Origin of the sequence: Agrobacterium sp. S7/73, assembly GCF_019355535.1 — a bacterium.
Lineage (GTDB): Bacteria > Pseudomonadota > Alphaproteobacteria > Rhizobiales > Rhizobiaceae > Agrobacterium > Agrobacterium tumefaciens.
The window spans coordinates 431,542-457,401 of the sequence record NZ_CP072136.1; the positions used below are offsets into that span (position 1 = coordinate 431,542).

General features: G+C 61.1%; 26 protein-coding genes. 13 read left to right on the plus strand and 13 right to left on the minus strand.

Going from position 1 to position 25,860, the window contains the following annotated elements; genetic code table 11:
- Positions 1–128: 128 nt before the first annotated feature.
- The 4 genes from J5276_RS01890 to J5276_RS01905 form a co-directional block, all read right to left on the minus strand.
- Positions 129–1,646: a tripartite tricarboxylate transporter permease gene (locus J5276_RS01890; RefSeq protein ID WP_003514036.1), complete on the minus strand. Its 1,518-nt coding sequence runs from the start codon at positions 1,644–1,646 to the stop codon at positions 129–131.
- A gap of 107 nt (positions 1,647–1,753) precedes the next feature.
- Positions 1,754–2,248: a tripartite tricarboxylate transporter TctB family protein gene (locus J5276_RS01895; RefSeq protein ID WP_013636754.1), complete on the minus strand. Its 495-nt coding sequence runs from the start codon at positions 2,246–2,248 to the stop codon at positions 1,754–1,756.
- Positions 2,245–3,189 carry a tripartite tricarboxylate transporter substrate binding protein gene (locus J5276_RS01900; protein ID WP_003514032.1) on the minus strand — a complete coding sequence of 315 codons (945 nt, stop codon included), beginning with the start codon at positions 3,187–3,189 and terminating at the stop codon, positions 2,245–2,247. Before J5276_RS01900 ends, J5276_RS01895 begins: the two co-directional genes overlap by 4 nt.
- A gap of 252 nt (positions 3,190–3,441) precedes the next feature.
- A complete protein-coding gene (locus J5276_RS01905; protein WP_019565081.1) occupies positions 3,442–4,521 on the minus strand; it encodes an ABC transporter substrate-binding protein in 1,080 nt (359 codons plus the stop codon).
- Between the two features lie 69 nt (positions 4,522–4,590).
- Here J5276_RS01905 and J5276_RS01910 point away from each other — a divergent pair, with 69 nt between their 5' ends.
- Entirely contained in the window at positions 4,591–5,271 is a 681-nt protein-coding gene (locus J5276_RS01910) for a response regulator transcription factor (protein ID WP_025594373.1), read from the plus strand.
- Complete coding sequence (locus J5276_RS01915) at positions 5,268–6,644, plus strand: sensor histidine kinase (RefSeq protein WP_065702599.1); 1,377 nt, start codon at positions 5,268–5,270, stop codon at positions 6,642–6,644. Before J5276_RS01910 ends, J5276_RS01915 begins: the two co-directional genes overlap by 4 nt.
- A gap of 42 nt (positions 6,645–6,686) precedes the next feature.
- On the opposite strand, the gene J5276_RS01920 is transcribed toward J5276_RS01915, so the two are convergent.
- The 5 genes from J5276_RS01920 to J5276_RS01940 all read right to left on the minus strand — a co-directional run bounded on the left by J5276_RS01920 (position 6,687) and on the right by J5276_RS01940 (position 10,003).
- Positions 6,687–7,016, minus strand: a complete 330-nt coding sequence (locus J5276_RS01920) for a hypothetical protein (protein ID WP_003514020.1) — start codon at positions 7,014–7,016, stop codon at positions 6,687–6,689.
- A 98-nt stretch (positions 7,017–7,114) separates the two neighbouring features.
- A complete protein-coding gene (gene purU / locus J5276_RS01925) occupies positions 7,115–7,999 on the minus strand; it encodes a formyltetrahydrofolate deformylase (protein ID WP_045017750.1) in 885 nt (294 codons plus the stop codon).
- A gap of 194 nt (positions 8,000–8,193) precedes the next feature.
- Entirely contained in the window at positions 8,194–8,970 is a 777-nt protein-coding gene (locus J5276_RS01930) for a YbaY family lipoprotein (RefSeq protein WP_112154319.1), read from the minus strand.
- A 154-nt stretch (positions 8,971–9,124) separates the two neighbouring features.
- Positions 9,125–9,646 (minus strand): heme utilization cystosolic carrier protein HutX, encoded by a 522-nt coding sequence (gene hutX, locus J5276_RS01935; RefSeq protein WP_111790601.1) that lies wholly within the window; start codon positions 9,644–9,646, stop codon positions 9,125–9,127.
- Positions 9,647–9,655: 9 nt separating this feature from the next.
- A complete protein-coding gene (locus tag J5276_RS01940) occupies positions 9,656–10,003 on the minus strand; it encodes an antibiotic biosynthesis monooxygenase (RefSeq protein WP_111790602.1) in 348 nt (115 codons plus the stop codon).
- 196 nt (positions 10,004–10,199) lie between these two features.
- Here J5276_RS01940 and J5276_RS01945 point away from each other — a divergent pair, with 196 nt between their 5' ends.
- From J5276_RS01945 to J5276_RS01955, 3 genes are read left to right on the plus strand one after another with little or no spacing between them, the layout of a single operon-like run.
- A complete protein-coding gene (locus J5276_RS01945) occupies positions 10,200–11,093 on the plus strand; it encodes a hemin ABC transporter substrate-binding protein (protein ID WP_003514008.1) in 894 nt (297 codons plus the stop codon).
- Positions 11,090–12,178: an iron ABC transporter permease gene (locus J5276_RS01950; RefSeq protein ID WP_112154318.1), complete on the plus strand. Its 1,089-nt coding sequence runs from the start codon at positions 11,090–11,092 to the stop codon at positions 12,176–12,178. The genes J5276_RS01945 and J5276_RS01950 overlap by 4 nt, the downstream gene beginning before the upstream one ends.
- Complete coding sequence (locus tag J5276_RS01955; protein ID WP_065702604.1) at positions 12,175–12,957, plus strand: heme ABC transporter ATP-binding protein; 783 nt, start codon at positions 12,175–12,177, stop codon at positions 12,955–12,957. The genes J5276_RS01950 and J5276_RS01955 overlap by 4 nt, the downstream gene beginning before the upstream one ends.
- Positions 12,958–13,028: 71 nt before the next feature.
- On the opposite strand, the gene J5276_RS01960 is transcribed toward J5276_RS01955, so the two are convergent.
- Complete coding sequence (locus J5276_RS01960) at positions 13,029–13,385, minus strand: YbaN family protein (protein ID WP_003514002.1); 357 nt, start codon at positions 13,383–13,385, stop codon at positions 13,029–13,031.
- A 259-nt stretch (positions 13,386–13,644) separates the two neighbouring features.
- Here J5276_RS01960 and J5276_RS01965 point away from each other — a divergent pair, with 259 nt between their 5' ends.
- The 5 genes from J5276_RS01965 to J5276_RS01985 all read left to right on the plus strand — a co-directional run bounded on the left by J5276_RS01965 (position 13,645) and on the right by J5276_RS01985 (position 17,839).
- A complete protein-coding gene (locus J5276_RS01965; RefSeq protein ID WP_003514001.1) occupies positions 13,645–14,040 on the plus strand; it encodes a VOC family protein in 396 nt (131 codons plus the stop codon).
- A gap of 14 nt (positions 14,041–14,054) precedes the next feature.
- Positions 14,055–14,747 (plus strand): uracil-DNA glycosylase, encoded by a 693-nt coding sequence (gene ung / locus J5276_RS01970; protein ID WP_025594362.1) that lies wholly within the window; start codon positions 14,055–14,057, stop codon positions 14,745–14,747.
- Between the two features lie 121 nt (positions 14,748–14,868).
- On the plus strand, positions 14,869–15,945 hold the full coding sequence (locus J5276_RS01975) for a siderophore-interacting protein (protein ID WP_112154317.1): 1,077 nt from the start codon (positions 14,869–14,871) through the stop codon (positions 15,943–15,945).
- Positions 15,946–16,110: 165 nt separating this feature from the next.
- Positions 16,111–17,055 (plus strand): VOC family protein, encoded by a 945-nt coding sequence (locus tag J5276_RS01980; protein ID WP_112154357.1) that lies wholly within the window; start codon positions 16,111–16,113, stop codon positions 17,053–17,055.
- A gap of 169 nt (positions 17,056–17,224) precedes the next feature.
- Positions 17,225–17,839 carry an alpha/beta hydrolase gene (locus J5276_RS01985; protein WP_013636744.1) on the plus strand — a complete coding sequence of 205 codons (615 nt, stop codon included), beginning with the start codon at positions 17,225–17,227 and terminating at the stop codon, positions 17,837–17,839.
- 117 nt (positions 17,840–17,956) lie between these two features.
- Here J5276_RS01985 and J5276_RS01990 read toward each other — a convergent pair whose 3' ends face one another.
- Positions 17,957–18,541: a transglycosylase SLT domain-containing protein gene (locus J5276_RS01990; protein WP_013636743.1), complete on the minus strand. Its 585-nt coding sequence runs from the start codon at positions 18,539–18,541 to the stop codon at positions 17,957–17,959.
- Between the two features lie 682 nt (positions 18,542–19,223).
- Between J5276_RS01990 and J5276_RS01995 the strand changes: the two genes are divergently transcribed.
- Entirely contained in the window at positions 19,224–19,757 is a 534-nt protein-coding gene (locus J5276_RS01995; protein ID WP_026330751.1) for a transglutaminase-like cysteine peptidase, read from the plus strand.
- Between the two features lie 52 nt (positions 19,758–19,809).
- On the opposite strand, the gene J5276_RS02000 is transcribed toward J5276_RS01995, so the two are convergent.
- Positions 19,810–20,697, minus strand: coding sequence for a DMT family transporter (locus J5276_RS02000; RefSeq protein ID WP_162647831.1), 888 nt, complete (start codon positions 20,695–20,697; stop codon positions 19,810–19,812).
- Positions 20,698–20,938: 241 nt separating this feature from the next.
- Here J5276_RS02000 and J5276_RS02005 point away from each other — a divergent pair, with 241 nt between their 5' ends.
- Together J5276_RS02005 and J5276_RS02010 are read left to right on the plus strand one after the other, a co-directional pair.
- The gene (locus J5276_RS02005; RefSeq protein WP_003513983.1) at positions 20,939–22,237 is read left to right on the plus strand and encodes an adenylosuccinate synthase; all 1,299 of its coding nucleotides are present in this window, start codon (positions 20,939–20,941) and stop codon (positions 22,235–22,237) included.
- A 70-nt stretch (positions 22,238–22,307) separates the two neighbouring features.
- Complete coding sequence (locus tag J5276_RS02010; RefSeq protein WP_162632862.1) at positions 22,308–24,611, plus strand: hypothetical protein; 2,304 nt, start codon at positions 22,308–22,310, stop codon at positions 24,609–24,611.
- A 253-nt stretch (positions 24,612–24,864) separates the two neighbouring features.
- Here the strand turns inward: J5276_RS02010 and rpoH are convergent, their stop codons facing one another.
- The gene (gene rpoH, locus J5276_RS02015) at positions 24,865–25,767 is read right to left on the minus strand and encodes an RNA polymerase sigma factor RpoH (protein ID WP_003491840.1); all 903 of its coding nucleotides are present in this window, start codon (positions 25,765–25,767) and stop codon (positions 24,865–24,867) included.
- Positions 25,768–25,860 lie beyond the last annotated feature (93 nt).

The following is a 25,860-nucleotide window of genomic DNA, read 5'->3' on the forward strand; positions in this document are numbered from 1 at the left end:
GTTTTTCTCCTGCGTTGGACAGGAATACTATCACGGCCGTGCCTGTGCCACACATCCCGTTGCCGTGAATAAAAAGGGCCCCGCATCCGGAAGGAGACGGGGCCAGTTGCCTTGGGAGGCTTTTGTTATCAGTCCTCGTTGGCGGCAAGCTGCGTCAGCACCTCGCCGCGGCCGCGGATGCGCATGATGAGCGGGACGATGAAGGCGGCGGCTGCGACAAGGAACAGGCCGACGGCAATCGGTGAGGTGAGCAGCACGGTCGGGTCGCCCTGGCCGATGGCGAGTGCACGGCGAAGCTGCTGTTCGGCAAGCGGCCCGAGGATGAGGCCGACCACGGCGGGCGCGATCGGATAACCGAAGATGCGCATGATGTAACCAAGGATACCGAAGGCGAGCAGCATGCCGAGTTCGAACACGGACGGGTTGGCGCCGATGGTGCCGAGCGTCGCAAACAGCAGGATGCCGGCATAGAGCCAGGGTTTCGGGATGGTCAGCAGCTTCACCCACAGGCCGATGAGCGGCAGATTGAGCACCAGCAGCATCAGGTTGGCGATGAACAGGCTGGCGATAAGGCCCCAGACCAGCTGCGGATTGGTGGCAAACAGCAGCGGGCCAGGCTGAAGACCGAACTGCTGGAAACCGGCAAGCATGATGGCAGCGGTTGCCGTCGTCGGCAGGCCGAGCGTCAGGAGGGGCACGAGCGTACCGGCAGCGGAGGCATTGTTGGCGGCTTCCGGACCGGCAACCCCTTCGATGGCGCCATGGCCGAATTCTTCCGGATGTTTGCTGAGCCGCTTTTCGGTGGCATAGGAAAGGAAGGTGCCGATTTCAGCACCACCGGCAGGCATGGCGCCAATGGGGAAACCGATCAATGTGCCGCGCAACCAGGGTTTCCAGGAACGCGCCCAGTCCTGCGCACTCATCCAGACCGAACCCTTGACCGCTTCGACCTTCTCGTCGCCACTCTGGCCCTGCGCAACGATGAACAGCGTCTCGCCGATGGCGAACATGGCCACCGCAAGCGTCGTCACTTCCACGCCGTCGAGAAGGTCGGGAATGCCGAAGCTCATGCGGGTCTGGCCGGTCAACTGGTCGATACCGACGATGGCGAGCGCGAAGCCGATGAACAGCGAGGTAAGGCCGCGCAGTGCCGAGTCTCCGAAAGCCGAGGAGACGGTGACAAAAGCGAGCACCATCAGCGCGAAATATTCGCGCGGGCCGAAAACCAGCGCCAGCTTGACGATATAGGGTGCAACAAAGGCGAGAGCGACTGTGGCGATGAGACCAGCGACGAAGGAGCCGATGGCGGCGGTGGCAAGTGCCGGGCCGCCGCGGCCCGCACGGGCCATCTTGTTGCCTTCGAGCGCAGTCACGATCGATGCGCTTTCGCCAGGCGTGTTGAGCAGGATCGAGGTGGTCGATCCGCCATACATGCCGCCATAATAGATGCCGGCGAACATGATGAGCGAACCGGCGGGATCAAGCCGGTATGTAACGGGCAGAAGCAGAGCGACCGTCAGCGCCGGCCCGATGCCGGGCAGAACGCCGACGGCAGTGCCGAGTGTCACGCCGATCAGCGCATAGAGCAGGTTCATGGGTTGGGCAGCAACCTCAAGACCGTGCAGCAGGAATTCAAACGTACTCATGGACAGATGTCCCCCAAGTCGAGCAGATGGGCGGGCGGAACGGCTGGCGTTTGCGTCATCGCGCGCCGGCGGTTTCCTGTGATCTCGAATTTTGGTCGGAATGGCTGTTAGAACAACAGCCGTTCCAGAGGCCCGGCAGGCAGAGAAAGCTGCAGCAGCCGCGCAAAGATGATCCAGATGACGAAGCTCAGAGCGATGCCGATGGGGATCGAATACCAGAGCTTGCGTTTGCCGAAGGCGCGCGCCGTAAACGCAAACAGGAGACCGGTGGCGATGGAGAAACCGGCGACGTTCAGCAACAGCATCTGCGCGGCAAGGCCGGCGACGACCCATATGACCGGGGCGACTTCCTGTTTGTCCCGTTCAGGAAAATCACCGCGCCAGGCTTCGATGGCCGTCCAGAGCGCAAGGCCGACAAGACAGAAGGCGATGGCGTAGGGGACCGTTGCCGGACCGACCGGCGAGTAGCCGGTGACGCTGGCGAGACGCGCACTGTCCCAGAAGATCACGCAGGCGATAAGGACGAGGGCTACGGCGATCGCCAGCGCCGCCCAGTCAGGGCGGCGCTCTTGATGTTGTGAAGGGTTGGAACCCTGGCTCATTTTACCAGTCCGATTTCTTTGAGGATGGCGGCAGTGGCGTCGGTGTCCTTGGCAAGCTGCGCCTTGAACTCGTCACCGGAAAGATAAGTATCCATCCAGCTCTTGGTCTTCAGCGTTTCCTGCCACTTTGCGGATTTCGCCAGCTTCTCGATATCGGCGCTGACGGCCTTTTCCTGTTCCGGCGTCAGGCCGGGAGGAGCAGCGACCATGCGCCAGTTCTGCACGACGACGTCGAGGCCGCTTTCCTTGAGCGTCGGCGCGTCAACGCCTTCCAGCTTCTCTTCGCTGGAAACGGCCAGCAGGCGCAACGTGCCCGCCTTGACCTGGCTTTCGAATTCGCCGTAGCTCGAAATGCCGGCAGTGACCTGCGAGCCGAGGATCGAGGCAAGCGCTTCGCCGCCGCCGGAATAGGCGATGTAGTTGATCTTGGTCGGATCGACGCCGGCCGCCTTGGCGATCAGGCCAACAGCGATATGATCGGTGCCGCCGGCCGAGCCGCCGCCCCAGGACACGCTGCCCGGATCTTTTTTGAGCTGGTCGACGAGGTCGCCGATGGTTTTCAGCGGCGAGGATGCCGGAACGACGATTGCTTCATATTCACCGGTCAGGCGGGCGATTGGCGTCACTTCCTTGAGGGTGACGGGCGCCTTGTTGGTGAGGATCGCGCCGACCATCACGTAACCGCCGACGATGAGGGCGTTCGGGTTGCCCTTCTGCTGGCTGGCGAACTGTGCAAGACCGATGGTGCCGCCGGCACCTGGCACGTTCTGCACCTGAACGCTCTTGGAAATGCCTTCTTCCTGCAGCACGGTCTGCAGGGAACGAGCGGTCTGGTCCCAGCCGCCGCCGGGATTGGCCGGCGCGATGATGGTGTAGTCCGCTGCGACCGCCGGAAGCGCGATCACGCCTGCCAGAAATGTGCCGATAAGAAAATGTTTCACTTAGAAAACCCTCCTCAGGATGCCCTTTTTGGGCGTCGTTTTTCGTTTATGCGGAAGGGAGTTTCAGGCCGTGCTTATACTGACGCTGCCAGGGCAGCGCGGAGCTCTACGGTCCTCAAGATTTCCTCCCGCATCTTCTTCCGCCTCCACGGAATGAAGAAGGATTGCAGAGCATCATAAAAAGCTGTCATCTAACTGACGCACCGCAAGTCCTTGCGCATTTACTCTCTATTAATTTGTGCTTGCCGTCTACTATTGCGAGCGTAGCGCCTCGTTCCAACGCTCGATCAGGCGGCTGCGCTTGACCTGATCCAGATAGACCATCAGGCCCGGGCTGACGGGCACGGGGCGCAATTGTGCGCCGTGGATCGCCTGCATGGTGTTGGCGGTGTTTTCGCCCGCCACGTCAGGGCTGACGGCGGGGATCTGCAATTGCCGGGCCATGATCGTCTGGCCCTCCTTGGACATGAAGAATTCGAGATAGCGGCGGCCGAGCGCCGGATTGGCGGCGGCTTCCGGCACCAGCCCGATGCGCGACATGACCACGGTATAGTCCTTGGGCAGCACGATACCGACATCGGGATGGCGCGAGGCCCAGTCGGCCGCGTAGGAACCGAGAATATTGTAGCCCAGCACGAAGCGCCCGTCGGAGACACGCTCCAGAATGGCGGATGACGTGGAATAGACCTTCACGCCGGCCGCGCCCATGGCCTTGATGACGCTCCATATGTCGCCGAACTGCTCCTGATCGCGCGACATGAACAGGAAGCCGACGCCGGAGCGCTCAATGTCGTAGGTAGCGATGCGGCCATGCACTTCCTTGGCGTGGCGCTCAAGATAATCGACGAATTCGGCACGGGTCGCGGGCGGCTTTTCGGTGGTAAAGCTCGGCTTGTGATACACGAACACCGCCGGCTCGAAGGTCAGCGCATAGGCGGTGTTGCGCCAGTTGGCCCAGGTGGGCCAGCGCGCGCTCATGGCAAGGTCGGAGCGCTGGGCGTAACCGTCATTGCTCAACTTCACCTGCAAATCCATGGCGGATGAAAAGGCGAAATCGGCGGTCTTTTTGCCCGCATCGGTTTCTTTCACGATGCGATCATAGATTTCGCCGGTCAGCATGTCCTCGTAATGGACGGCGATATCGGGGTTGGCCTTCTGGAAACCCTCGATCATCGGCGTGGCCAGCGGTTCGTCCAGCGAGGAATAAACCACCAGCGTTTCCGCATCCGCCTTGCCTGATGGTGCAGGGAAAACGGCGACTTGTGCAAGTGCCGGTGAGGCCATGCAAAGACAGAGACAGAGAAAAACGGCGATACGCATGGAAAAGATCATGCCGCACGCGCTTGCCATTCACAAGCGCCAAGGGCTTGGATAAGCTCGGCAATGTTGCGGGAGGAAGAATTGCGTATTTTGCTGGTCGAGGACAATCAGGTGCTGTCGGAAGGGCTGTGTGCGCTTCTGCGCGGCAGCGGTTATGCGGTAGATGTCGTTTCAGACGGCGCTTCCGCCGACGCGGCGATTGCGGCGGAAAATTTCGATCTCGTCATTCTCGACCTCAACCTGCCGGAAATGGACGGGATCGAGGTGCTGCGCTCCATGCGCTCGCGCCAGGACAAGGCGGCGGTGCTGATCCTGACGGCGCGTGGCACGCCGGAGGAGAAGGTCAAGGGGCTCGATCTCGGCGCCGACGACTACATGATCAAGCCCTTCGACATCACCGAATTTGAAGCGAGGGTGCGGGTGCTGCTGCGTCGCAATGCCGGCCTGCGCTCTTCTACGCTCGGCTTCGGCAAAGTCCTGTTCGACCTCACATCCCGCACCTTTTCAGCCGATGGGCGCCCGCTCGATATTCCGGCGCGTGAAGTGGCGCTGCTCGAGGTGCTGTTCATGCGGGCGGGCAAGGTGGTTGCCAAGGAGGCGATCGTGCAATCGCTGACCGGTTTCGACGACGAGATATCAGGCAACGCCATCGAGCAATATGTCAGCCGGCTGCGCAAGCGGCTTGCCCCCCACGGGCTGACGGTGAAGACGGCGCGTGGCATCGGCTATTATCTGGAAAAGCTGCCGGAGATGGCTGAATGAGACAGGCCGCCTATTCGCTCAGGCGGCGTCTTTTAGGCTGGCTTCTCATCTCCACCGCCATCATCGGCTGCGTTGCGCTCACTGATACCTGGCGCGAGGCGGTCAATACGGCCAATGTCGTCTCCGACCGGGTGCTGTCAGGTTCCGCGCTTGCGATTGCCGAGCGGGTGGTGGTGGCCGAAGACGGCTCGCTGGAGGTCGATATTCCCTATGTTGCGCTGGAAATGCTGACATCGGCGGCACAGGACCGGGTGTTTTATCGTGTCGACGGGCCAAACGGGCAATTTCTCACCGGTTACCAGAACCTGCCGACGGTGGAGAATCCGGCCGGAGAAACGCCTGCCTATCGCGATGCCGTGTTTCGTGACGAGCCGATCCGCATCGCCGCGATCCGCCGGTTTGCTTCCACCGGCATCAATTCCGTGCCCTTTTCCGTGACGGTGGCTGAAACGACGATCGCTCGCAGCCAGCTTGCGCAAGCCATCATCCTGCGCTCGGCCTTGCGCCTGCTGTTCATGATCGTGGGCGCGGCGATCATCGTCTGGATCGCCGTGACGATTTCGCTCCGGCCGCTTTACCGGCTCAGCGAAGCGATTGCCGAGCGCAGCCCCAACGACCTGCATCCAATCCGGCAATCCGTGCCGGTGGAGGTGGAAAATCTGGTGGAAACGGTCAATTCCTTCATGGTGCGGCTGCAATCGGCGCTCGATGCGCTCAGGCATTTCACCGGTAATGCCAGCCATCAATTGCGCACGCCGCTTGCCATCATCAGCACCCAGCTTGCGCTTTCCGCCCGCGCCGCAAGTCTCGAAGACGCGCAGGCGGCGGCCCGCAAGGGCGGCGCTTCGGTGGCCCATGCCGAACACATCCTCGCCCAGTTGCTGCGCATGGCCAATATCGATGCCGCCGGTTCGAGCGAAAAACACGATTTTTCCGAGATCGACCTCGTGGCGGTGGCGCAAAACGTGACGGCAGATTTCGTGCCACGCGCGGCCGACGCCGGCATCGATCTCGGTTTCGAAGGCGAGGGCGAAGCGACAATTCTCGCCGAGCCGCTCCTTATCGGTGAACTGATCGGCAATCTCGTTTCCAATGCCATCAACTACGCGGGGCGTGGTGCGGAAGTCACCGTGCGCGTCGGCAGGCAAGCGGGTGCCGTCTGGCTGGAAGTGGAAGATAACGGCCCCGGTATACCCACGGAAAAACGCGCCATGGTGCGCCAGCGCTTCGCCCGCGGCGAAGCCAACGCCGCCCCCGGCGCCGGCCTCGGCCTTGCGATCATCGAGGAGATCGCCGGGCTGTTCGGCGGGCGACTGATGCTGGAGGACGGCGCGGGAGGGCGGGGCTTAAGGGCCCGGGTAGAGTTTTCCTGAGGCGGCACTGCTGCGCTGTCCCCTTGGATGAGACTCGCGGTCCTATTCGTTCATCTTGTCGATAATCTGCATCATGATGTCAGCGCAGGCCTTCATCGGCTCGTCATCGGCACATTTGACGTCGATTTTGCGCTCGCCGTCTTCAATCCTGAAATGCGCTGCCTTGGAGGGCGGGGGTGGCATTCTCTTGCCATGCGGGCCGTCCCGCCAGCCTGCTTCCCTCGGACCACCAGGGCCGGGCGGAGGAGGTGGTGGCGGCGCATCCGCCCTTGAACCAGCGTCCGCTGGTCCCGGCGGTGGTGGCGGCTGCTGGGCGAAGCTGGACCCCGCCGCGATGAGAAACGCGGCGCCGGCAATGACGAGTTTTTTCATGTGAGAGACCTCGCTGTTGGGCTACAGTGAAGAAACGGTCACATGGGATGCTCGGTTGCCGGTCGGTAAAAATAATTCCGCGTTGTTTTCGTGGCGTCTTAGCCCATCCGTTCCGAAGCGTAGCTGCCCGGGCTTGGCGGGAAGACTACGGTGCGGTTGCCGTTGATGAAAGTGCGGTGGTGGATGTGGGCATGGATGGCGCGTGCCAGTACCTGGCTTTCCACATCACGGCCAAGAGAGACATAGTCTTCGGCAGATTGGGCATGGGTGACGCGCACCGTGTCCTGCTCGATGATCGGGCCTTCGTCCAGATCGGCGGTGACGTAATGGGCTGTCGCGCCGATCAGCTTTACGCCGCGGTCATAGGCCTGCTTGTAGGGGTTGGCGCCCTTGAAGGATGGCAGGAAGGAGTGGTGGATGTTGATGATCCGGCCCGACATCTTGCGGCACATGTTATCGGACAGCACCTGCATGTAACGCGCCAGCACCACCAGTTCGGTGCCGCTGGTCTCGATCAGGTCCATCAGCTGCGCTTCGGCCTGCGGCTTGTTTTCCTTCGTTACCTTGATGTGGTGGAAGGGAATATCGTGGTTGACCACCACTTTCTGATATTCGAAATGGTTGGAGACGACGCCGACGATATCGATCGGCAGCGCGCCGATCTTCCAGCGGTAGAGCAGATCGTTGAGGCAATGGCCGAAGCGGGACACCATCAGAAGTGTTTTCATGCGCTGGCCGTCGCTATAGATGCGGGCTTCCATACCAAATTTTTCCGCCACCGGCTGAAAGCCCTCGGTGATGGCCTGCATCGACACGCCCTCTTCGGAGATGAAGGAAACGCGCATGAAGAACTTGCCGGTCTCGAGGTCGTCAAACTGCGAACTGTCGACGATGTTGCAGCCCTTTTCCGCCAGATAACCGGAAATCGCGGCGACGATGCCGCGGGTCGATTTGCAGGCTACTGTCAGAACATAGGTTGTCATTCGTTTTCCCTCAAAGACTTTGAACCGGCGCAGTTGGCGCGTTCCATAGCGCAGCTCTGTGGCGGAGCAAAGCGCCAAGACGAGTGCAGCAAAGTCATAAGACGGGAAAAGGGGCCGCGCCGTGCCGGAAGCGACATGGAATGTTCCACGGCCAGCACGGCGGCGGCAGGCGTTGCCGCCTGCCGTTACCGCTCTCAGGCGCGGCGCAGGCGCATGGCCGGGCGGCCGCGGCCGTCGATCAGCTCCAGCGAGCCGCGGCGCGGTTCGAGCCGGAAGGAGCGGGCGCCTTCAAGCGCTTCGATGAACTGCCTTTCCTGGCGCATGATGTCAGGAGCGCAGGCCATCTGGGTGGAAATCATCCGGCCGAAATCGACGCGGTTGCGGCTTATCTTCACCTCGCCGCCGATGCCGTTGCAGCCGGCATTGCCGGAAACGCGGCCCTCGCGGGAAATTTCCAGCGTTGCCTCGCGGCGGCCGCGAACCCTTTCGCCACGGATTTCCTGCACCAGCCAGCGCCCCTCAATGCCAGCCTGCGGCTCCGGCCTGCCTGGAGCCGCCGCCACCCGTTCCAGAACGAGATCGGTGTCGTCACGCCCACCGGCCAGAACCGAGTAACGGCGCGTGGTGGTGAAGAGCAGCCGGTCGCCCTCGCGGATTTCGGCGCTGAGCGCATAGGAGCGGCGGCCACGGATGTCGCGGTCGTCATAACGCAAAACGAAGGGTACCGGCACCTGCCCACGCGGGCGTATGGTGGTTTCGGCGATCGTCTGCGAAGGCGCGTCCGCCAGCGAGACATCGATGAGGCGCACCGTAACAGTCGCGCCCGGCGGCAGGGCGATCCGCTCGCGATAGGAAACGCTGCCGCGCAGGCTTGCGGTTGCGGCAGCCGCACCGCCCGCTGCAAAAAGCGGTGCAAGCGCGAGGAGCCCTGCGAAATTCCGGCGCGAAAGAAGTGGCTGGCGGTCGTTCATGGTGCTTGCTCCGTGCTGCTGATCGAATTTCAGCGGATGATAAAAAACGGCACTGAACGGGCGATGAACCGGTGAATGTTTCCTCACGAGTGGGGCTGAGCCATCGCGGATTGATGAGGAAGGAGGGAGGCCACACCAGCAGCCTCCCATTCACTTAGCCACGGAAACTGTCCCGCAGCGCTTCGAACTTGGCCAGCTGATCGCCACGCAGTTCCTTGTTTTCGTCGCGACGGACGAAAATCTTGAACATGGCGCCGCCGGCGGCATTCATGAACCAGACGGAACAGGAGCGTCGGCCATGAAAGCCGCGATCGACGAAGGTGATGCCAGTGCAATTGTCCTTCTTGATGTGGCCGCCGATGGGGCTGTCACCGTGGATGTTGAACCAGCCGTGGCTTTCGCTGCCCTCTGGCAGGTCGCCCGGCACTTCCAGCACGATATCGCCGGTCTGGACGATCATCAGGACTTCGCCCCAGCCGCGCATCTCGTTCCAGATCGCGTCGAACTGATCGGAACCAGCCGAAACGGCCGCGCCTTGCGGCAGGATCGCCAGAACTTCGGCTGATGTCACCTCTGCCTTGGCGGCAATGGCTTCCACGATGCCATCAGGCTTTTCGGCAAGTGCTGCGACAGCGCGGGCCTGCCGGTCATCGGTCTTTTGTGCTGCAATGCTCATAGGCGAGCCTCAGGCGGCAATCGAACGGCGTTCGCCATTCTTGTCTTCGTGGATGATGACGTCAAAACCTTCGAAATGCGGGCTGGAAAGATATTCGACCTTGCCACGGTTCTCACCGGCCTTGGCATGGGCGGCGCGGAACTGTTCGGATTTGGTCCAGCTCAGGAAATCGTCCTTGGTGGCCCAGACGGTGTGCGATGCATAGAGCGTGTGGTCATCCGCCTTCGGGCCTTTCAGCATGTGAAATTCGATATAGCCCGGCAGCTCGCTCAGGTGCGATTTACGCTCGCGCCAGATGGATTCAAAGGTATCCTCATAGCCCGGTACGACGCGAAAACGGTTCATTGCGATAAACATGGAAGTCTCCCTTTAAGTTTACAGTTGCAGTCAGGATATCCAGCCGAAGCGTGGATGGAAAGAGGCTGACGATAAAGCGAACAATTTTACTCCACTTATCGATTGCGCCTTCTATAAACATGTGCAAATAACTCAAGTTAAATAAGATGGGCAATCCCGTATCCGCCCGTGCCAGCTTGTGTTTCAGGATAGCGTCATGTTGAATTTAAGCCTTCGCTCGTTCGTTTTCGCCGCCCTCGTGCCCGCCGTCATCGCCGTTGCCGCGCCCGGAGCTAGAGCTTCGGACAAGGGCAATCCGGAGGCGAAACGCATCGTTGCAGTCGGCGGTACGGTAACGGAAATCCTTTATGCGCTTGGCGCGAGCGACCGCATCGTTGCGCGTGACAGCACCAGCAGCTATCCGGCGGACGTGCTGTCCAAGCCCGATATCGGCTATATGCGGGCGCTCTCGTCGGAGGGCATTCTGTCGCAGAAGCCCGATCTCATCCTGTCTGAAGACGGGTCCGGCCCGGCGGATGTCGTTGCCATCCTCAAGGCCAGTGCGGTGCCTTTCGTCACCGTCGATACCCCGCCGAGCGGCGACGCCATCCCCAGGAAGATCGAAGATGTCGGTGCGGCAGTTGGTCTTGCCGACAAGGCAAAGGCGTTGGCCGCGGAAACCAAAGCCGGGCTTGATGTGCTCGCCAAGGACGTCTCAGCCGTGCCGGAAAAGAACAGGAAGCGTGTGCTCTTCGTGCTCTCCAGCGCCGGCGGTCGCATCATGGCGGCGGGCAAGGGCACCGAAGCGGCGGCGATCATCGAAATGGCCGGCGGCATCAATGCCGCGCAGGAAATCAGCGGGTACAAGCCGTTGACGGATGAGGCGGTCATCGCCTCCGCGCCCGATGTGGTGCTGACCATGGCGCGCGGCGACCATGCCGGCAAGGCGGATGAGATTTTCGCGCTGCCCGCGTTCCAGTCCACGCCGGCTGCTGCTGAGAAGGCGCTGATCAGCATGGACGGGCTTTACCTCATCGGTTTTGGCCCGCGCACGCCCGCCGCCGGTCGTGAACTGGCGCACAAGCTCTACCCTGATGTGGTGAAGCCGTGAGCCTTGCTGCCTTGAGTTCCACGGAGGGCAGGGTTGCCGGTGACAGATCCCGTCAGGGGGTCGTTACCCTTGCCGTGCTCGTTGGCATCCTGATGTTTGCCTGCGGCGTGTCGCTCGTCAGCGGGCCCACGGGTGTCGGCATTTCCGAACTCTGGGCCTATCTGACTGGCAGCGCGGATCAACTCGATGCGCGTGATAAAGTCATTCTCGAGGCGGTGCGACTGCCGCGCACGGCGCTCGGCATGTTGATCGGTGCTGGGCTTGGCGTCTCGGGCGCCATGATGCAGGGTCTTTTCCGCAATCCGCTGGCCGATCCCGGCATTGTCGGTGTCACCTCGGGTGCAGCACTTTTTGCGGTTGCGGCAATCTCTCTTGGGGAAGGTGCGCTCGCAACGGTCGCCGTATTTTTCGGCCCGCATTTTCTGCCGCTGATGGCGTTTTTCGGCGGGCTTTTGAACACCTGGCTGCTTTACGTCATTGCCACAAGGGATGGCGCCACCTCCACGACGACGCTTATTCTGGCCGGCATTGCGGTTGCGGCGATCAGCGGTGCGCTGACCGGCCTGATGATTTTTGTTGCCGATGACCGGGCGCTTCGCGACATCACCTTCTGGTCTCTCGGTTCGCTTGGTGGGGCCACCCCTGCCAAGGTTCTCGCCACTTTGCCCTTCATCATCGTCGTGCTTGCCATCATTCCATTTGTCGCAAGGGGGCTGGATGCGCTGATCCTTGGCGATGCGGCGGCCTTTCACATGGGCATTCCCGTGCAGCGGCTGAAGCGAGTCGTCATTCTGGCCGTTGCCGCTGCCTGCGGGGCAAGCGTGGCGGCTGCCGGCTCCATCGGTTTTGTCGGTATCGTCGTGCCGCATCTGCTGCGGCTTGCCATTGGCCCATCTCACCGCTTCCTGCTGCCGGCCTCTGCACTTGGCGGGGCCGCACTTCTGCTTCTCGCCGACAGTTTTGCCCGCACGGTTGCGGCACCGGCGGAACTGCCCATCGGCGTGGTCACCGCGCTGATCGGCGCGCCGGTCTTCCTGTTCCTGCTGCTTGGCCGCGGCGGATTTTCCATGCGGAACATGTCATGATCCAGGCCGAAAACCTCACCCTCATCCGCTCCGGCCGCCGTCTGCTCGACGAGGTCTGCGTCGATCTGAAGCCCGGCAAGGTCAATGTCATTATCGGTCCGAACGGTGCCGGCAAATCGACGCTGATGAAGGTTCTGTCCGGCGAGATGCGTGCCGAGGCCGGTTCAGTGACCTATAACGATGTTGCCCTGCCGTTGTTTACGCCGGTTCAGCTTGCGCGCATCCGTGCCGTGCTGCCGCAGAATACCCAGCTTGCCTTTCCTTTCACCGCGCTCGAAATCGTGCGCATGGGCGCTGTCGCGCAAGGGTCGCGCGCGCCGGAAGAGCAGGCCCGCCGGGCGCTCGCCAGGGCCGGGCTTCGCGGGTTCGAGCAGCGCTCCTACAACATGCTGTCTGGCGGCGAGCAGCAGCGCGTGCAATTTGCCCGCGCTCTCGCCCAGGTGCCCTATCCCGTGGAAAACGGCGAGGTGCGGGCTCTCTTTCTCGATGAGCCGACGGCCAGTCTCGATATCGGCCACCAGATCGCGGTGCTGGAAACGGCGCGGGATTTCGCTATTGGCGGCGGTCTCGTGCTTGCCATCCTGCACGATCTCAACCTTGCGGCAGAATTTGCCGATCAACTTATCGTCATGCATGGCGGCCGGGTAACGGCGAGCGGTCCATCGCTGGATACGATCAGCGACGAGACGATTGCAAGGGTCTATGGCATTGGCGGCGTCGTCGGACGGCTGCCGGCGCGGCATATTCCTTATGTGCTGCCGCAGTCGAGGCATCGCTAGAGTATTTCCAGGAAAAGTGGAACCCGGTTTTCCGTCAGGAAATGCGACAAGGCTCTAAAGGTGATGTCGCCTCAGCTTTCCGGCCGGGTGACGATGAAGAGTGCAGAGCCGAGCATGACGGCGGCAACGATTGCCGCGCGCAGAGCCGGCGGGTCGCTCAGGAACCAGAAGGCAGCATAACTCGCACACATGGCCGACAGGGCCGCAATCTTCGCCTTGCGGGCAATTGCGCCGCGTTCGCGCCATTGCCGAAGCGACGGGCCGAATCGGGGGTGGGTCAGAAGCCACGCCTCGAGTTTCGGTGAGGAGCGGGAAAAGCACCAGAGCGCCAGCAGCAGAAATGGCGTGGTGGGCAAAACGGGAAGAAACGCGCCGACGATGCCGGTCGCGACCATAAGCCAGCCAAGACAGAGGTACAGAAGGCGCATGGATATGCCGGTATCATGAGTTCTCTACTCAGGATAGAGCGGCGGGGCGAAATGTGAGGGCCATTTTGACCGGAAAGCCCGCGTGCCCAGGTCATGCGCCAACTGTTTCGCCATCACATTTGCCGTGATCGGGCGGTTTCCCCTGCTCCTTAATCCGTCTTTAGGGTTGAAAGCGCGGCCCTCTGTCTTTATCCCCTTGGTCCGCAATGTCCGGAGCACAACCGGACGACGACGAGATAAGAAGCAGAAGGAAAACACCATGGCCAAGCTGATCCATTCGATGGTCCGGGTGCTGGAAGAAAAGCGTTCGGTGGAGTTTTACAAGCAGGCTTTCGGGCTTGAGATTGCGGAACGTGCCGAGTTCGAAAATTTCACGCTGATCTATCTCAGCAATGCCGAAGGCGATTTCGAGCTGGAGCTGACTGTCAACCGGGGTCGCGAAGTGCCCTATGCGCTGGGTGACGGCTACGGCCATCTCGCGGTCAGCGTTGCCGATGTGGATGCCGAACATCAGCGTTTCATCGAGCTTGGCCTGTCTCCGGGCAAGATCATCGAAGCCGACCATAAAGGTCAGCCTTTCGCGAAATATTTCTTCATTTGCGATCCGGATGGCTACAAGATCGAAGTGCTGCAGCGCGGCAACCGGTTCAAGTAACAAAGAGGCACATCATGGCAGAGGCAGGCGTCAAACTCGAAGACAGCTGGAAACGTGTTCTTTCCACCGAATTCGCCAGCCCCTACATGCAGAAGCTCAAAGATTTCCTGCTTGCCGAAAAAACTGCTGGCAAGCACATCTTTCCCAAGGGTGCCGAATATTTCCGGGCGCTGGATCTGACCCCGCTCGACAGGGTCAAGGTCGTCATTCTGGGGCAGGACCCCTATCATGGGGTTGGCCAGGCACATGGGCTTTGCTTTTCGGTGCAGCCCGGCGTGCGCATTCCGCCCTCGCTCGTCAATATCTACAAGGAATTGCAGAGCGATCTCGGCATCCGCCCCGTCAGTCACGGTTTTCTGGAAAGCTGGGCGAAACAGGGCGTGCTTTTGCTCAACAGCGTGCTGACGGTGGAAGAATCGCGCGCTGCCTCGCATCAGGGGCAGGGCTGGGAAAAGTTCACCGATGCCGTCATCCGCGCCGTCAATGACGAATGCGAGCATGTGGTGTTCCTGCTCTGGGGTTCCTATGCCCAGAAGAAGGCGGCTTTCGTGGACCAGAAAAAACATCTCGTGCTGCGCTCGCCGCACCCTTCGCCGCTTTCGGCCCATAACGGCTTTTTCGGCAATGGCCATTTTTCCAAGGCAAACGCCTTCCTGGTATCCCATGGCCGCGAGCCTATCGACTGGCAATTGCCGGAAACTGCTTAAGCAACCTTCCAGCCTCCTCCGTCATGCCGGCTCAAGACGGGCATGACGGGGAGTGCAGCAAACATCTTTACAGCGCAGTCGGGTCCGGTTTAAGAATACTCGACTACAAAGTGAAGGATTTGTGCCCGTGTCTCTCCTGTCTGCAGAAACCTCTGTCTCGCTGCCCGATCCCGCATCGATCGTCGATGCTTTCGAGGATCATTTTTCGGAGCATATGGAGATGGAGCGGGAAGGGACGACGGTGCGTTTCAAGGCGGAATATGGCCATGGCAGCTTCAGCGCCGAAGGTGGCCGGTTCGCCGCCCGGGTAAGCTGCGTTTCGGAACATATATTGACGTCGGTCAAGGCCATGGTGGCTGAGCATATCGTTGAGTTTTCCGGCAAGACGGGACTCGATTTCCGTTGGAGCGGACACGGCGCCTATCAGCGCGAGCTACCCAATCTCTTCGTCGGCAAGGTTGCCCGCGCCTATAATCTGACGCCGCATATGCGCCGTCTCGTGGTGTCCGTCGAAAGCGGTATTGAAAGGCTTGTCACCGGCGGCATGCATGTTCGTCTGCTGCTCGTTCCCGATCAGGCGCGCGCTGCGGTCTGGCCTTACCTCGCGCCCACCGGCGCGATCGTCTGGCCGGCGGGCGACGATCTTCTGACGCGGCGCGTCTATACCATCCGCTCCGGCGATGTCGGCCGCGGTGAGGTGGATATCGATTTCGTCATGCATGAGGGCGATGACATGCCGGGCGCAAATTTCGGCGCGACGGCAAAGCCGGGCGACGTTCTCGGCATCATCGGTCCGAGCGGCACTTGCCCGGAAGCGGAGCGTTACGTCTTTGCCGGCGACGAGACCGCGCTGCCGGTGATGCTGCGCATGGCGGCGGAAATGCCTGTTGGCAAGACGCTCAGCGTCTATGCCGAGATCGACAACGAGGCGGAACGGCAGGAGATCATCTGCGCCGCCAATGTCGAATGGACATGGCTTTATCGGCGCGGCAAGCCCGCCGGCACATCGGGCCTTATCGAACAGGCGTTGCGCGGCCATGCCTGGACGGGCGAGCATGACGGCCTGCATGTTTTCGTCGCCTGCGAGAAGTCCGAGGCGAGGGCGGCGAAATCCTTCCTCACTGATGAGATCGCCTTCCCCAAGGCATCGCTGCGCGCCGTCGGTTACTGGAGCATGGGCCTCGCCGACGATCATTGAGGCATGCCTCTATCGACTGGGTTGAACAGTCGGTTTTATCGTTCACCAATCGGGAACAATCCGTTCCTGTTGCCGGTCTATGCCCGCAGCACTTCTTACCCCATCTTCACGCCATGAACACGGCTGGCCCGATTGACGGGCCGCCAGGGCGAAAAGGGGTTTATCATGTTGAATCAGATCAAGGGCCTGCACCACGTCACCTCAATGGCCGGTAGTGCACGCCAGAACAACGGCTTTTTCACCGATACGCTCGGCCTGCGCCGGGTGAAGAAGACGGTCAATTTCGATGCGCCGGATGTCTACCATCTCTATTATGGCGATGAGGTCGGCACGCCCGGCTCCGTCATGACCTATTTTCCGTTCCCGCACATTGCCCGTGGTCGTCCCGGCACCGGCGAAGTGGGCACAACGCTGTTTTCCGTCCCGGAAGGCTCGCTCGGCTACTGGCAGGATCGTCTTTCCAAGGCGGGCGTGGACGGTCTGAAGGCTGACGAGGCATTCGGCAACAAGCGCCTGCATTTTGCAGGTCCCGATGGTGATGGTTTCGCGCTGGTCGAGGTCAAGGATGATGCCCGTGCGCAGTGGACCGGCAATGGGGTCAGTGCCGATCAGGCGATCCACGGTTTTCAGGGCGCCTCCTTGCGCCTCCGTGACGAAGGGGCGACCGCCGAGCTTTTGAAGTTCATGGGTTATGAGGAAGTGGACCGCCAGGATGGCGTGCTGCGTCTCGGCATGCCCGGCGGCAACGGTGCTGATGTCATCGACATCGAAACCATGCCGAACATCTCCGGCGCGCGCCTCGGCGCGGGTTCGGTGCACCACATCGCCTTTGCGGTCGAAAACCGCGAAAAGCAGCTCGAAGTCCGCAAGGCGCTGATGGATACGGGCTATCAGGTGACCCCGGTGATCGACCGCGATTATTTCTGGGCGATCTATTTCCGCACGCCCGGCGGCGTGCTGTTCGAAGTGGCCACCAATGAGCCCGGTTTCGACCGCGACGAGGACACGGCGCATCTCGGCGAGGCGTTGAAGCTGCCGACCCAGCACGCGCATCTGCGCGCCCAGCTGGAAAAGCAGCTGGAGCCGCTGGGTGACGAGAAGGCGGTTTAACCCTATCGGACCTGGCCATCCTTTGGCGAAACGTTAGCCACTCTTTTCTTCTCCCCGTCCGGGGAGAAGACGACACGCTGAAACCTCTCGCTCGACATGTGATGCCCAATGCCTTGCGGCAGAGTGAGTTCGGTATCGCTGAATTTCTCCTTTCAGAAAGGATTATCCAATGACCAAAGATGCATATTTCCATAAATCCCGTGCCGGCGTTGCGGGTGCACCGCTTTTCGTCGTGCTGCACGGCACCGGCGGTGATGAAAATCAGTTCTTCGATTTCGGCTCGGGCCTGTTGCCGAATGCCACGATTGTCTCGCCGCTCGGCGATGTCGCCGAACATGGCGCTGCGCGGTTTTTCCGGCGCACGGGTGAGGGCGTTTACGACATGGCCGATCTAGAGCGGGCAACAGCCAAGCTGGCGGATTTCGTCAAGGCCAACCGGGAGCACTATCAGGCTGGTCCGGTTATCGGTCTCGGTTTTTCCAACGGCGCGAATATTCTCGCAAATGTGCTGATCGAACAGCCGGAGCTTTTTGATGCCGCCGTGCTTATGCATCCGCTCATCCCGTTCGAGCCGCAGGCGGCTGCGGCCAAATCCTCGCGCCGGGTGCTGATCACGGCCGGAGAACGCGATCCTATCTGCCCGGTGCCGCTGACGAAGGCGCTGGAAAAGAGCCTTGAAGCGCAGGGCGGCACGGTGAAAACGGTGTGGCATCCGGGCGGGCATGAAATCCGTTCGAACGAGATCGAGGCGGTGCGGGAGTTTCTAGCGCCTTATGGAGGGTAGCTTTCTGCCCGGCCTCCTTCCTCACCGTCATGCCGGATCTAGTCCGGGGTGACGGTGAAGGTAGGTGATCCGCCTTTCCGCATCGCATCCAGGCAGAACGATCCTGCTACCCCCGCCTTAGCGATATCCGCATTGCTGCAACTGCGCCTCGTAACGCAGGGCCATGTTGGCGGAGCGGCGGGCGGCTTTCTGGACGGCGGAATTGTTGCGCCAGCTTCCCTTGGCGTAACCGGCATGGCCGGAATAATAAGCGAGGTAGAGGTTATAGGGATCGTTCAGCGCAATGCCGTTTTCGCGGCGGCTCTTGGCGTGATACCAGCCGACGAAATGGATCGCGTCGGTGAAATCCGTGCGGCTTGCCGACCAGCGGCCGGTTTCGCGCTTGTAGACTTCCCATGTACCGTCCAGCGCCTGGGCATAACCGTAAGCGGTGGACTGGCGCGTCCAGGGAATGAAGCCGAAGAGTTTGGTGCGCGGCGGGCGGGCATAGGGGCGGAAGGCGGATTCGGTGTAGATCGTTGCCATCATCACCGGCACCGGCACGCCGAACTCCCGTTCGGCTGCCCTCGCGTCACGTCGCCAATTGTTGAAGAGGCCGTTCCGCTGCTCGAAAATCGCACAGGCATTGGTGACCTGCGACGGTGCGGTTGCGCAACCAGCCAGAACAGTCATCAGTAAAACAACGGCAAATACGCCACGCATCGCGGAACCCTTTCGTTCCGCTATTCTTAAATTGCTAACCATTAACGTCGGGTTTTAAGACAAGGTTAATTCAAATGCCGCCGATCAAGCGCTTGTTAACCCGCTGAAAATTCCTGTGTCCGGGATGCGGCAAAACCATGGGGTGAGTGGCGTTTTTTTCCGGGCATGGCATTGCCGGCATCCCCGCACATCCCCGGTCTCACAAAGCCGCTTATGCTTATCCCATCCCGTTCATCCAGCGTGCGCGCGGCGCAAGGTGGGCGGGGCAGGCGGCCAAAACCGGGGAGTTTCCCGATGTCACGGTTGAGGCGGCCGGCATGTGCTCATCCTCCAAACAGGAACCGGTTTGGCGGGCGGGTCACATGTTGAAGCCGGGGCCGCATCGTCTGCAAAACCCTACTACACCATTTGATACTCCCGCAGCGATGCGGCCCCTTTATCGCTTCTAAGCGTTGCCTCGGTTTCGGGGCGACGGGCGCGGGCTATGTTTCCGGAGAGCCTGCCCGCTGTACAAAAATGAAAACCGATAAAATTGTAGCAATCGGCTTAAAGCGGCTGAAAACAGTGCTGTGCCATTGTGGGATCACAGACAAGGAGCGGACAACCTGCAAGGACGGGGCCGCTGCGGAAAACAGAAATCGAGACCGGCACAAGCCGGCGGATCGTCAAACGGGGTATGAAAATGCTGAAGAAGATTATTGCTGCCGCCATCTGCGGAATTGCCATTGCTTCCATGTCCACTCATGCCGATGCGGCTGGTGCCGCCGGTTTTGCCCGCAGCTTTGCCGCAGCCGAAAAGAGCGCCGTAACACAGATCGGTATTTCGGCGCCCGGCGGTTTCGATGGCTGCGTTCTGTCCGCCGGCCAGTGCGTTTCGACGATTGCCGCGCCGCTGACCGGCGAACGCCGCGATGAACTGCTGCGCGTCAACCGCGATGTGAACGCCACCATGGGCGCACTCGATGATTATTTCTCCGGCTTTTCAGCCGATGTTCCGGCAACGCCTTCGGTAAGCGCCAATGATTGTGGCGATTGTGCCGCGATCAAGCGCACGGCACTGGCCGGTGCCGGCTGGTCTTCCGCAGCACTGCGCCTTGCCTTTTTGCTTGATGATGACGGATCGCTCGAAAAGGTGCTTATTGTGAGTACCGACAAGGGCGATATCGTGCTCGGCAACGCCGCTTTCTCTCCGGTTGAGCGCGAAACCGCGCTCTAACTCGAACTTTTCATGCCTGCCAGACTGCGCCGGTTTTCCAGACCTTACGGGATCAGGAAGCCGGCGATTTTTTTCGTTCCGCCACGGCAATGCCGGCCAGCGCCATCACCAGCGCCGCGATCTGGTAGGGATGCAGGGTTTCGCTGAGGACGATGACGGAGAGAAGCGTGCCGAAGACGGGGACGAGGTTGATGAAAAGGCCGGCGCGGTTGGCGCCGATCTGCTCCACGCCCTTGATGTACAGGATCTGGGCGATGAGCGACGCGAAGATGGCGGCATAGACCACCAGCGCCCAACCCTTCTGATCGGGCCAGACGACGTTGTCGCGTGAGATTTCCCAAAAGACCAGCGGGACTGAGGTTAGGAGAGCGAAAAAGGCTGGGATCGCCATCAGCGTGCGCCAGTCCACGATTGGTTTCCAGCGCAGGATGACGGTGTAGATGGCGTAGACCAGCACCGCCAGCAGCATGATGGCGTCGCCGGCATTCATCTCCAGTTGCAGCAGCGAGACCGGATCACCATGCGAGGCAAGAAGCGCCACGCCGGCAATCGTGAGACAGAAACCGGCGATCTGGCCGAACAGCACGCGAGTGCGGAACAGGATGAAGTTCAGCACGAATATGACCATGGGAATGCCGGCCTGGATGACGGCGGCATTGATGGCGGAGGTGTGCTGAAGCGCGGTATAAAGAAAGACGTTGAAAGCGGTGTAACCGACACTGCCGAGCGCGAAGAAGTAAGGCAGGCGTTTTTTCACCACCGGCCAGTCCTTGATGAGCTGCGGCACGGAAATGGCGAAGATGATGGCGACGGCCAAAACCCAGCGCAGGAAGGTAAACGCCATGGGGCTGATGTGGCCGACGGCGAGCTTTCCGGCAACGGTATTGCCACCCCAGCAGAGCGTGGCGATGATGAGGGCGAGATAGGCTTTCGAAGGCACGCTGATGTTTCGCTTCTTCAAGGGGCGGGAAAAAGGCTAAGGGGTGAATAGCGGCCTTGCGTCCGCGCTTGTCCCCCCACGGGGCGAGATAATGCGGAATTCGACGTTTTGTCACGGAAAAAGCAAAATTCACCATAAGAAACAGGGTCGCTTTCCGTAAAACAACGCAGTATACATTCGCGGGTTTGGGTTTCCCATCGGGTTATCGGGCGCGCAAGCGCCATGAGCAGGAAAGCAAGAAATGACGAATGTTGTGGTGGTCGGCTCGCAGTGGGGCGACGAAGGCAAAGGCAAGATTGTCGACTGGCTGTCCGAGCGGGCAGATGTCGTCGTGCGGTATCAGGGCGGCCACAATGCCGGCCATACTCTTGTCATCGATGGCATCAGCTACAAGCTTTCGCTTCTTCCTTCCGGCGTCGTGCGTCCGGGCAAGCTCGCCGTCATCGGCAACGGCGTCGTGGTCGATCCGCATGCGCTGATCGCTGAAATCGGCCGTCTGGAAGTGCAGGGCGTAAAGGTTACGCCGGAAAACCTGCGCATTGCAGACAATGCCACGCTCATTCTTTCCCTGCACCGCGAACTTGATGGCATGCGCGAAGACGCTGCCTCCAACAGCGGCACCAAGATCGGCACCACGCGCCGCGGCATCGGCCCGGCCTACGAAGACAAGGTCGGCCGCCGCGCCATCCGCGTCATGGATCTGGCCGACATGGAGGCGCTGTCCGCCAAGGTCGATCGCATCCTGACGCATCACAATGCGCTGCGTCGCGGCTTCGGCGCTGCTGAAGTTTCGCACGAAACCATCATGGAAGAGTTGAGCTCGGTTGCAGAACGCATCCTGCCGTTCAGCGAAACCGTATGGCTGCTGCTCGACAAGAAGCGCCGCGCCGGTGCGCGCATCCTGTTCGAAGGCGCGCAGGGCTCGCTGCTCGATATCGACCACGGCACATACCCCTATGTCACCTCTTCCAACACGGTTGCCGGTCAGGCCGCTGCCGGTTCGGGCATGGGTCCGGGTTCGCTGGGTTATATTCTCGGCATCACCAAGGCCTATACGACCCGCGTTGGCGAAGGTCCTTTCCCGACCGAGCTGCATGACGAAATCGGCCAGTTCCTGGGCGAAAAGGGCCATGAGTTCGGCACCGTCACCGGCCGCAAGCGCCGTTGTGGCTGGTTTGACGCAGCGCTGGTGCGCCAGTCGGTCGCCACCAACGGCATCACCGGCATCGCGCTTACCAAGCTTGACGTTCTCGACGGTCTGGACGAGCTGAAAATCTGCGTCGGCTACAAGCTCGACGGGCAGGAAATCGATCATCTTCCCGCAAGCCAGGGTGCGCAGGCTCGTGTCGAGCCGATCTATGTCACGCTGGAAGGCTGGAAAGAATCTACCGTCGGCGCCCGAAAATGGGCGGATTTGCCTGCTCAGGCAATTAAATATGTCCGTCAGGTGGAAGAACTGATCGGGGCGCCTGTCGCGCTTCTGTCGACAAGTCCGGAGCGTGACGACACCATACTTGTGACTGATCCGTTTGAGGACTAATGTCCTCGGCGATCTAGATTCATAAACCATATCGGGCCGGTACGTCGCCGGTCACGACGAGAAAGTGCTTATGGCGGATTTTGTAGCAGTCATTCGCAAGGCCGTGGATGGCTTGGCGAACAATACTCCCGAAAACCGGGCGAAGGTTTACGACAAGGCGCGCAGTGCGGTTGTGCGCCAGCTCGAGAATATGAAGCCACGTCCGCCGGAAGAATTGTTGCGCCGGCAGATCGCCAAGCTGGACGCCGCCATAGCCGAGGTGGACAGTGAATATGCCGAGGCCTTGCCGGCACTGGAGGAGGATGATGCTTTCTCCCCCGTGGCGGAAGAGGTGGATGCTGTCTATCATCCGCAGGACGTTGCCGAAGAGCCTGCCGTTCATGCCGCCGAGCGGTACGAGCCGGTGGAGGAAGAGCCTGCTCCGGTTGTGCCCGCACATTCGGAGCCGGTTTATCCTGTCCAGCCAGAGCCGGTTTATGAAGAACCCGCCCGCGAAGAGGAGCCTCTCCCCGAAGAACCCGTCGCCGCTTTAATCCCGCATGAGGAGCAGCATTACGGCGCGCGTGAGCCGGAGGAGCTTTACGACGCACCCGAACCGCCCCGTGTCGCGCCGGTTCATGAAGCCGGTCCTCACGAGGAAGCCGGTACCTATTTCACCCGCGCGCATGAAGAGCCGGCCTATCAGCCGGAGGACGAGCGCGTTGACGATATCGCGCCTGAAGCGGCGGCCCCCCATGCCGATGATTCCGTGCCGCCCCATTGGGCGCAGCCGGTTGACGAGGATGACTGGCGCAAGCTCGAAGAAGCGCAGGACGAGGATGTTCGCCCGGCTGCCGAGGCCGAAGTGCACCACGAGAGGGACGACCATTCCGTCGTCGCCGGTTATTCCGCGCAGCACTATCAGGCCCCGGATGTCAGCTTCGAGCCGGAGCGGCGCGACGGGAACGAGCATGCCGGTTACCGCGCTGCTGCCGATCACGATCCGATTTTTGGCGGGCACGACGATTTTTCCGAACCCCGGCAAACCGAAGACATGGCCCCGAAAAAGGCTGCTGTCGTCGAGGACTTCTCGTCCTATTTCGAGGATACGGATCTCGCGATCCCGCCGAAGGCCACGCCTGCGTTGCCGCGCGCCGATAACGATCCCTTCGATGACCGTGCCTCCAAGGACAACAAGGAGCGCACGCCCTGGGACGATCTGGACGAGCTGATCGGTTATGACGGCGCGTCATCTTCCAGCCGGGCAACGACGAACGAAATGCCCGCTCTCGGTGCTGGTACCGCGACGCCCGCTTACATGGTCAAGAAGAAGCCGCGCCGGAATTATGCCTCGCTGGTACTTGCGCTTGTGGGCGCCGGGCTTCTTGCCGGTGGTGGTTATGCGCTCTGGTTGAACCGTGATGCGCTGAACGACATGGTCGGTGGCCTGGTGCAATCGGCACAGAAGGATGGCGGCACCCAGACGCCTCCAGCCAATACGGCGCAGACGCCGACATCCACACCGCCAGCTGCCCAGCAGCCGCCTGCCAGCGGGCAGCAGCCGACGACAAACCCTACCAACCATCAGGCGCAGCCGCATGCCGATGACGGGTCCGTCACCGGCACGAAGTTCACCCAGCGGCTTCTGGCCGACGGGACCGAGCGCGACGAGGGGCCGGCGCCGGGCGCCAATGGCCAGCCCGTCACGGCGGAAGGCCAGTCGGTCTATGAGCAGAATGTCGCGCCGCCGCCTGCAGGCGAGGCTCCGGCCAATACGGCTGCGGGTACTCCGACTGGTACGCCGCCGGCACAGCCGCCTGCTGCGGCCGCTGCCGCCACGGGCGACCGCATGTTCCTCTACGAGGAAGTGCTGGGCCAGACGGTTCCGACCGCCATTCAGGGCAGCGTTTCCTGGTCCTTGCAGCAGGAGAACGACAATGAGGGTCGTCCGTCCGCAACGGTGCAGGGCCAGATCACGGTTCCCGGCCGTGGCCTCAGCGCGCTCATCACCTTCAAGCGCAACACCGATCCTTCGCTTCCGGCAAGCCATCTGATCGAGATCGTCTTCTCGGTTTCGCCCGGCTTCGAAGGCGGCGCGATCGACAGCGTCCAGCGGATCGCGATGAAGAGCACGGAGCAGGATCGTGGTAACGCCCTGATCGCGGTTCCGGCCAAGATCACCGACGATTTCCACATGATCGCGCTTAACGACTTCCCGGATGCGATGAAGACCAATCTGGAGCTGTTGAAGAGCCGCAACTGGATCGACATCCCGGTTTCCTACCGCAACGGCCGCCGTGCGCTTCTGACCTTGCAAAAGGGCAATGACGGCATCGCCGCCTTCGACACGGCGCTACGCGAATGGGCGGCTGCAAAGCCCGCGACCGGTCAGTGATTGGTGTGGGGGATCGGCTAAGGCCGGTCCCCTCATTTCTTCCTTATGTCCTGCAAATAAAAAGCCCGCAGATCTCGCGATCTGCGGGCTGAGAAATTTACTGGCAAAGAACCTCACTCTTTCGTCACGCCGGACACCAAGGGGAGTGAGGGGGGATGGCAGTCGAGCCAATTACTCCGCAGTCATCCTCGGGACAGGCCCGAGGATGACGTAGCCGATAAGTTCAGCCCCACCCTCTTAAAAAGACCGAGCCTTACGCATCCACCACGCGCAGCGCGCGGGCGGCTTCGAGGGCTTCCTTCTGCACCGCTTCCTGAACCTTCTCGAAGGCGCGAACCTCGATCTGGCGCACGCGTTCGCGGCTGATATCGAACTCGGATGAGAGTTCTTCCAGCGTCACCGGATCTTCGGCAAGGCGGCGGGCCTCGAAGATGCGGCGTTCACGATCGTTCAGCACGCCCATGGCCTTGGCCAGCATGCGGCGGCGGGTTTCCAGCTCGTCCTGCTCGATCAGCACGGCTTCCTGGCTTTCATGGTCGTCCACCAGCCAGTCCTGCCATTGGCCGGATTCGCCTTCGGATGCCTTGATGGGCGCATTCAGCGATGCGTCGCCATGCAGGCGGCGGTTCATCGAGATCACTTCTTCCTCGGAAACCTGCAGCTTGGTGGCGATTTCCTTGACGTGTTCCGGCTTCAGATCGCCATCGTCGATCGCCTGGATACGGCCTTTCAGCCGGCGCAGGTTGAAGAACAGCCGTTTCTGGTTGGCAGTCGTACCCATCTTCACCAGCGACCACGAACGCAGGATATATTCCTGGATCGAAGCCTTGATCCACCACATGGCGTAGGTGGCCAGACGGAAACCGCGTTCCGGATCAAACTTCTTCACCGCCTGCATCAGGCCGACATTGCCTTCGGACACGACTTCGCCAATCGGCAGGCCGTAACCGCGGTAACCCATGGCAATCTTTGCAACAAGGCGCAGGTGGCTGGTGACGAGCTTGTGAGCGGCGTCGCGGTCGCCATGCTCGGCGTAACGCTTGCCAAGCATGTACTCTTCCTGCGGCTCCAGCATCGGGAATTTACGGATTTCGTCGAGATATCTGTTGAGACCGGCTTCGCCGGCCGTAATTGTAGGCAAACTATTGCGGGCCATAAAGCACCCCCTTATCTATGGTCTGGAACGGCACCCTCATCGACTGGCGATTACTCGCCCAAGGCACACCGCTAGTGGCGGGTCGTTACCGAC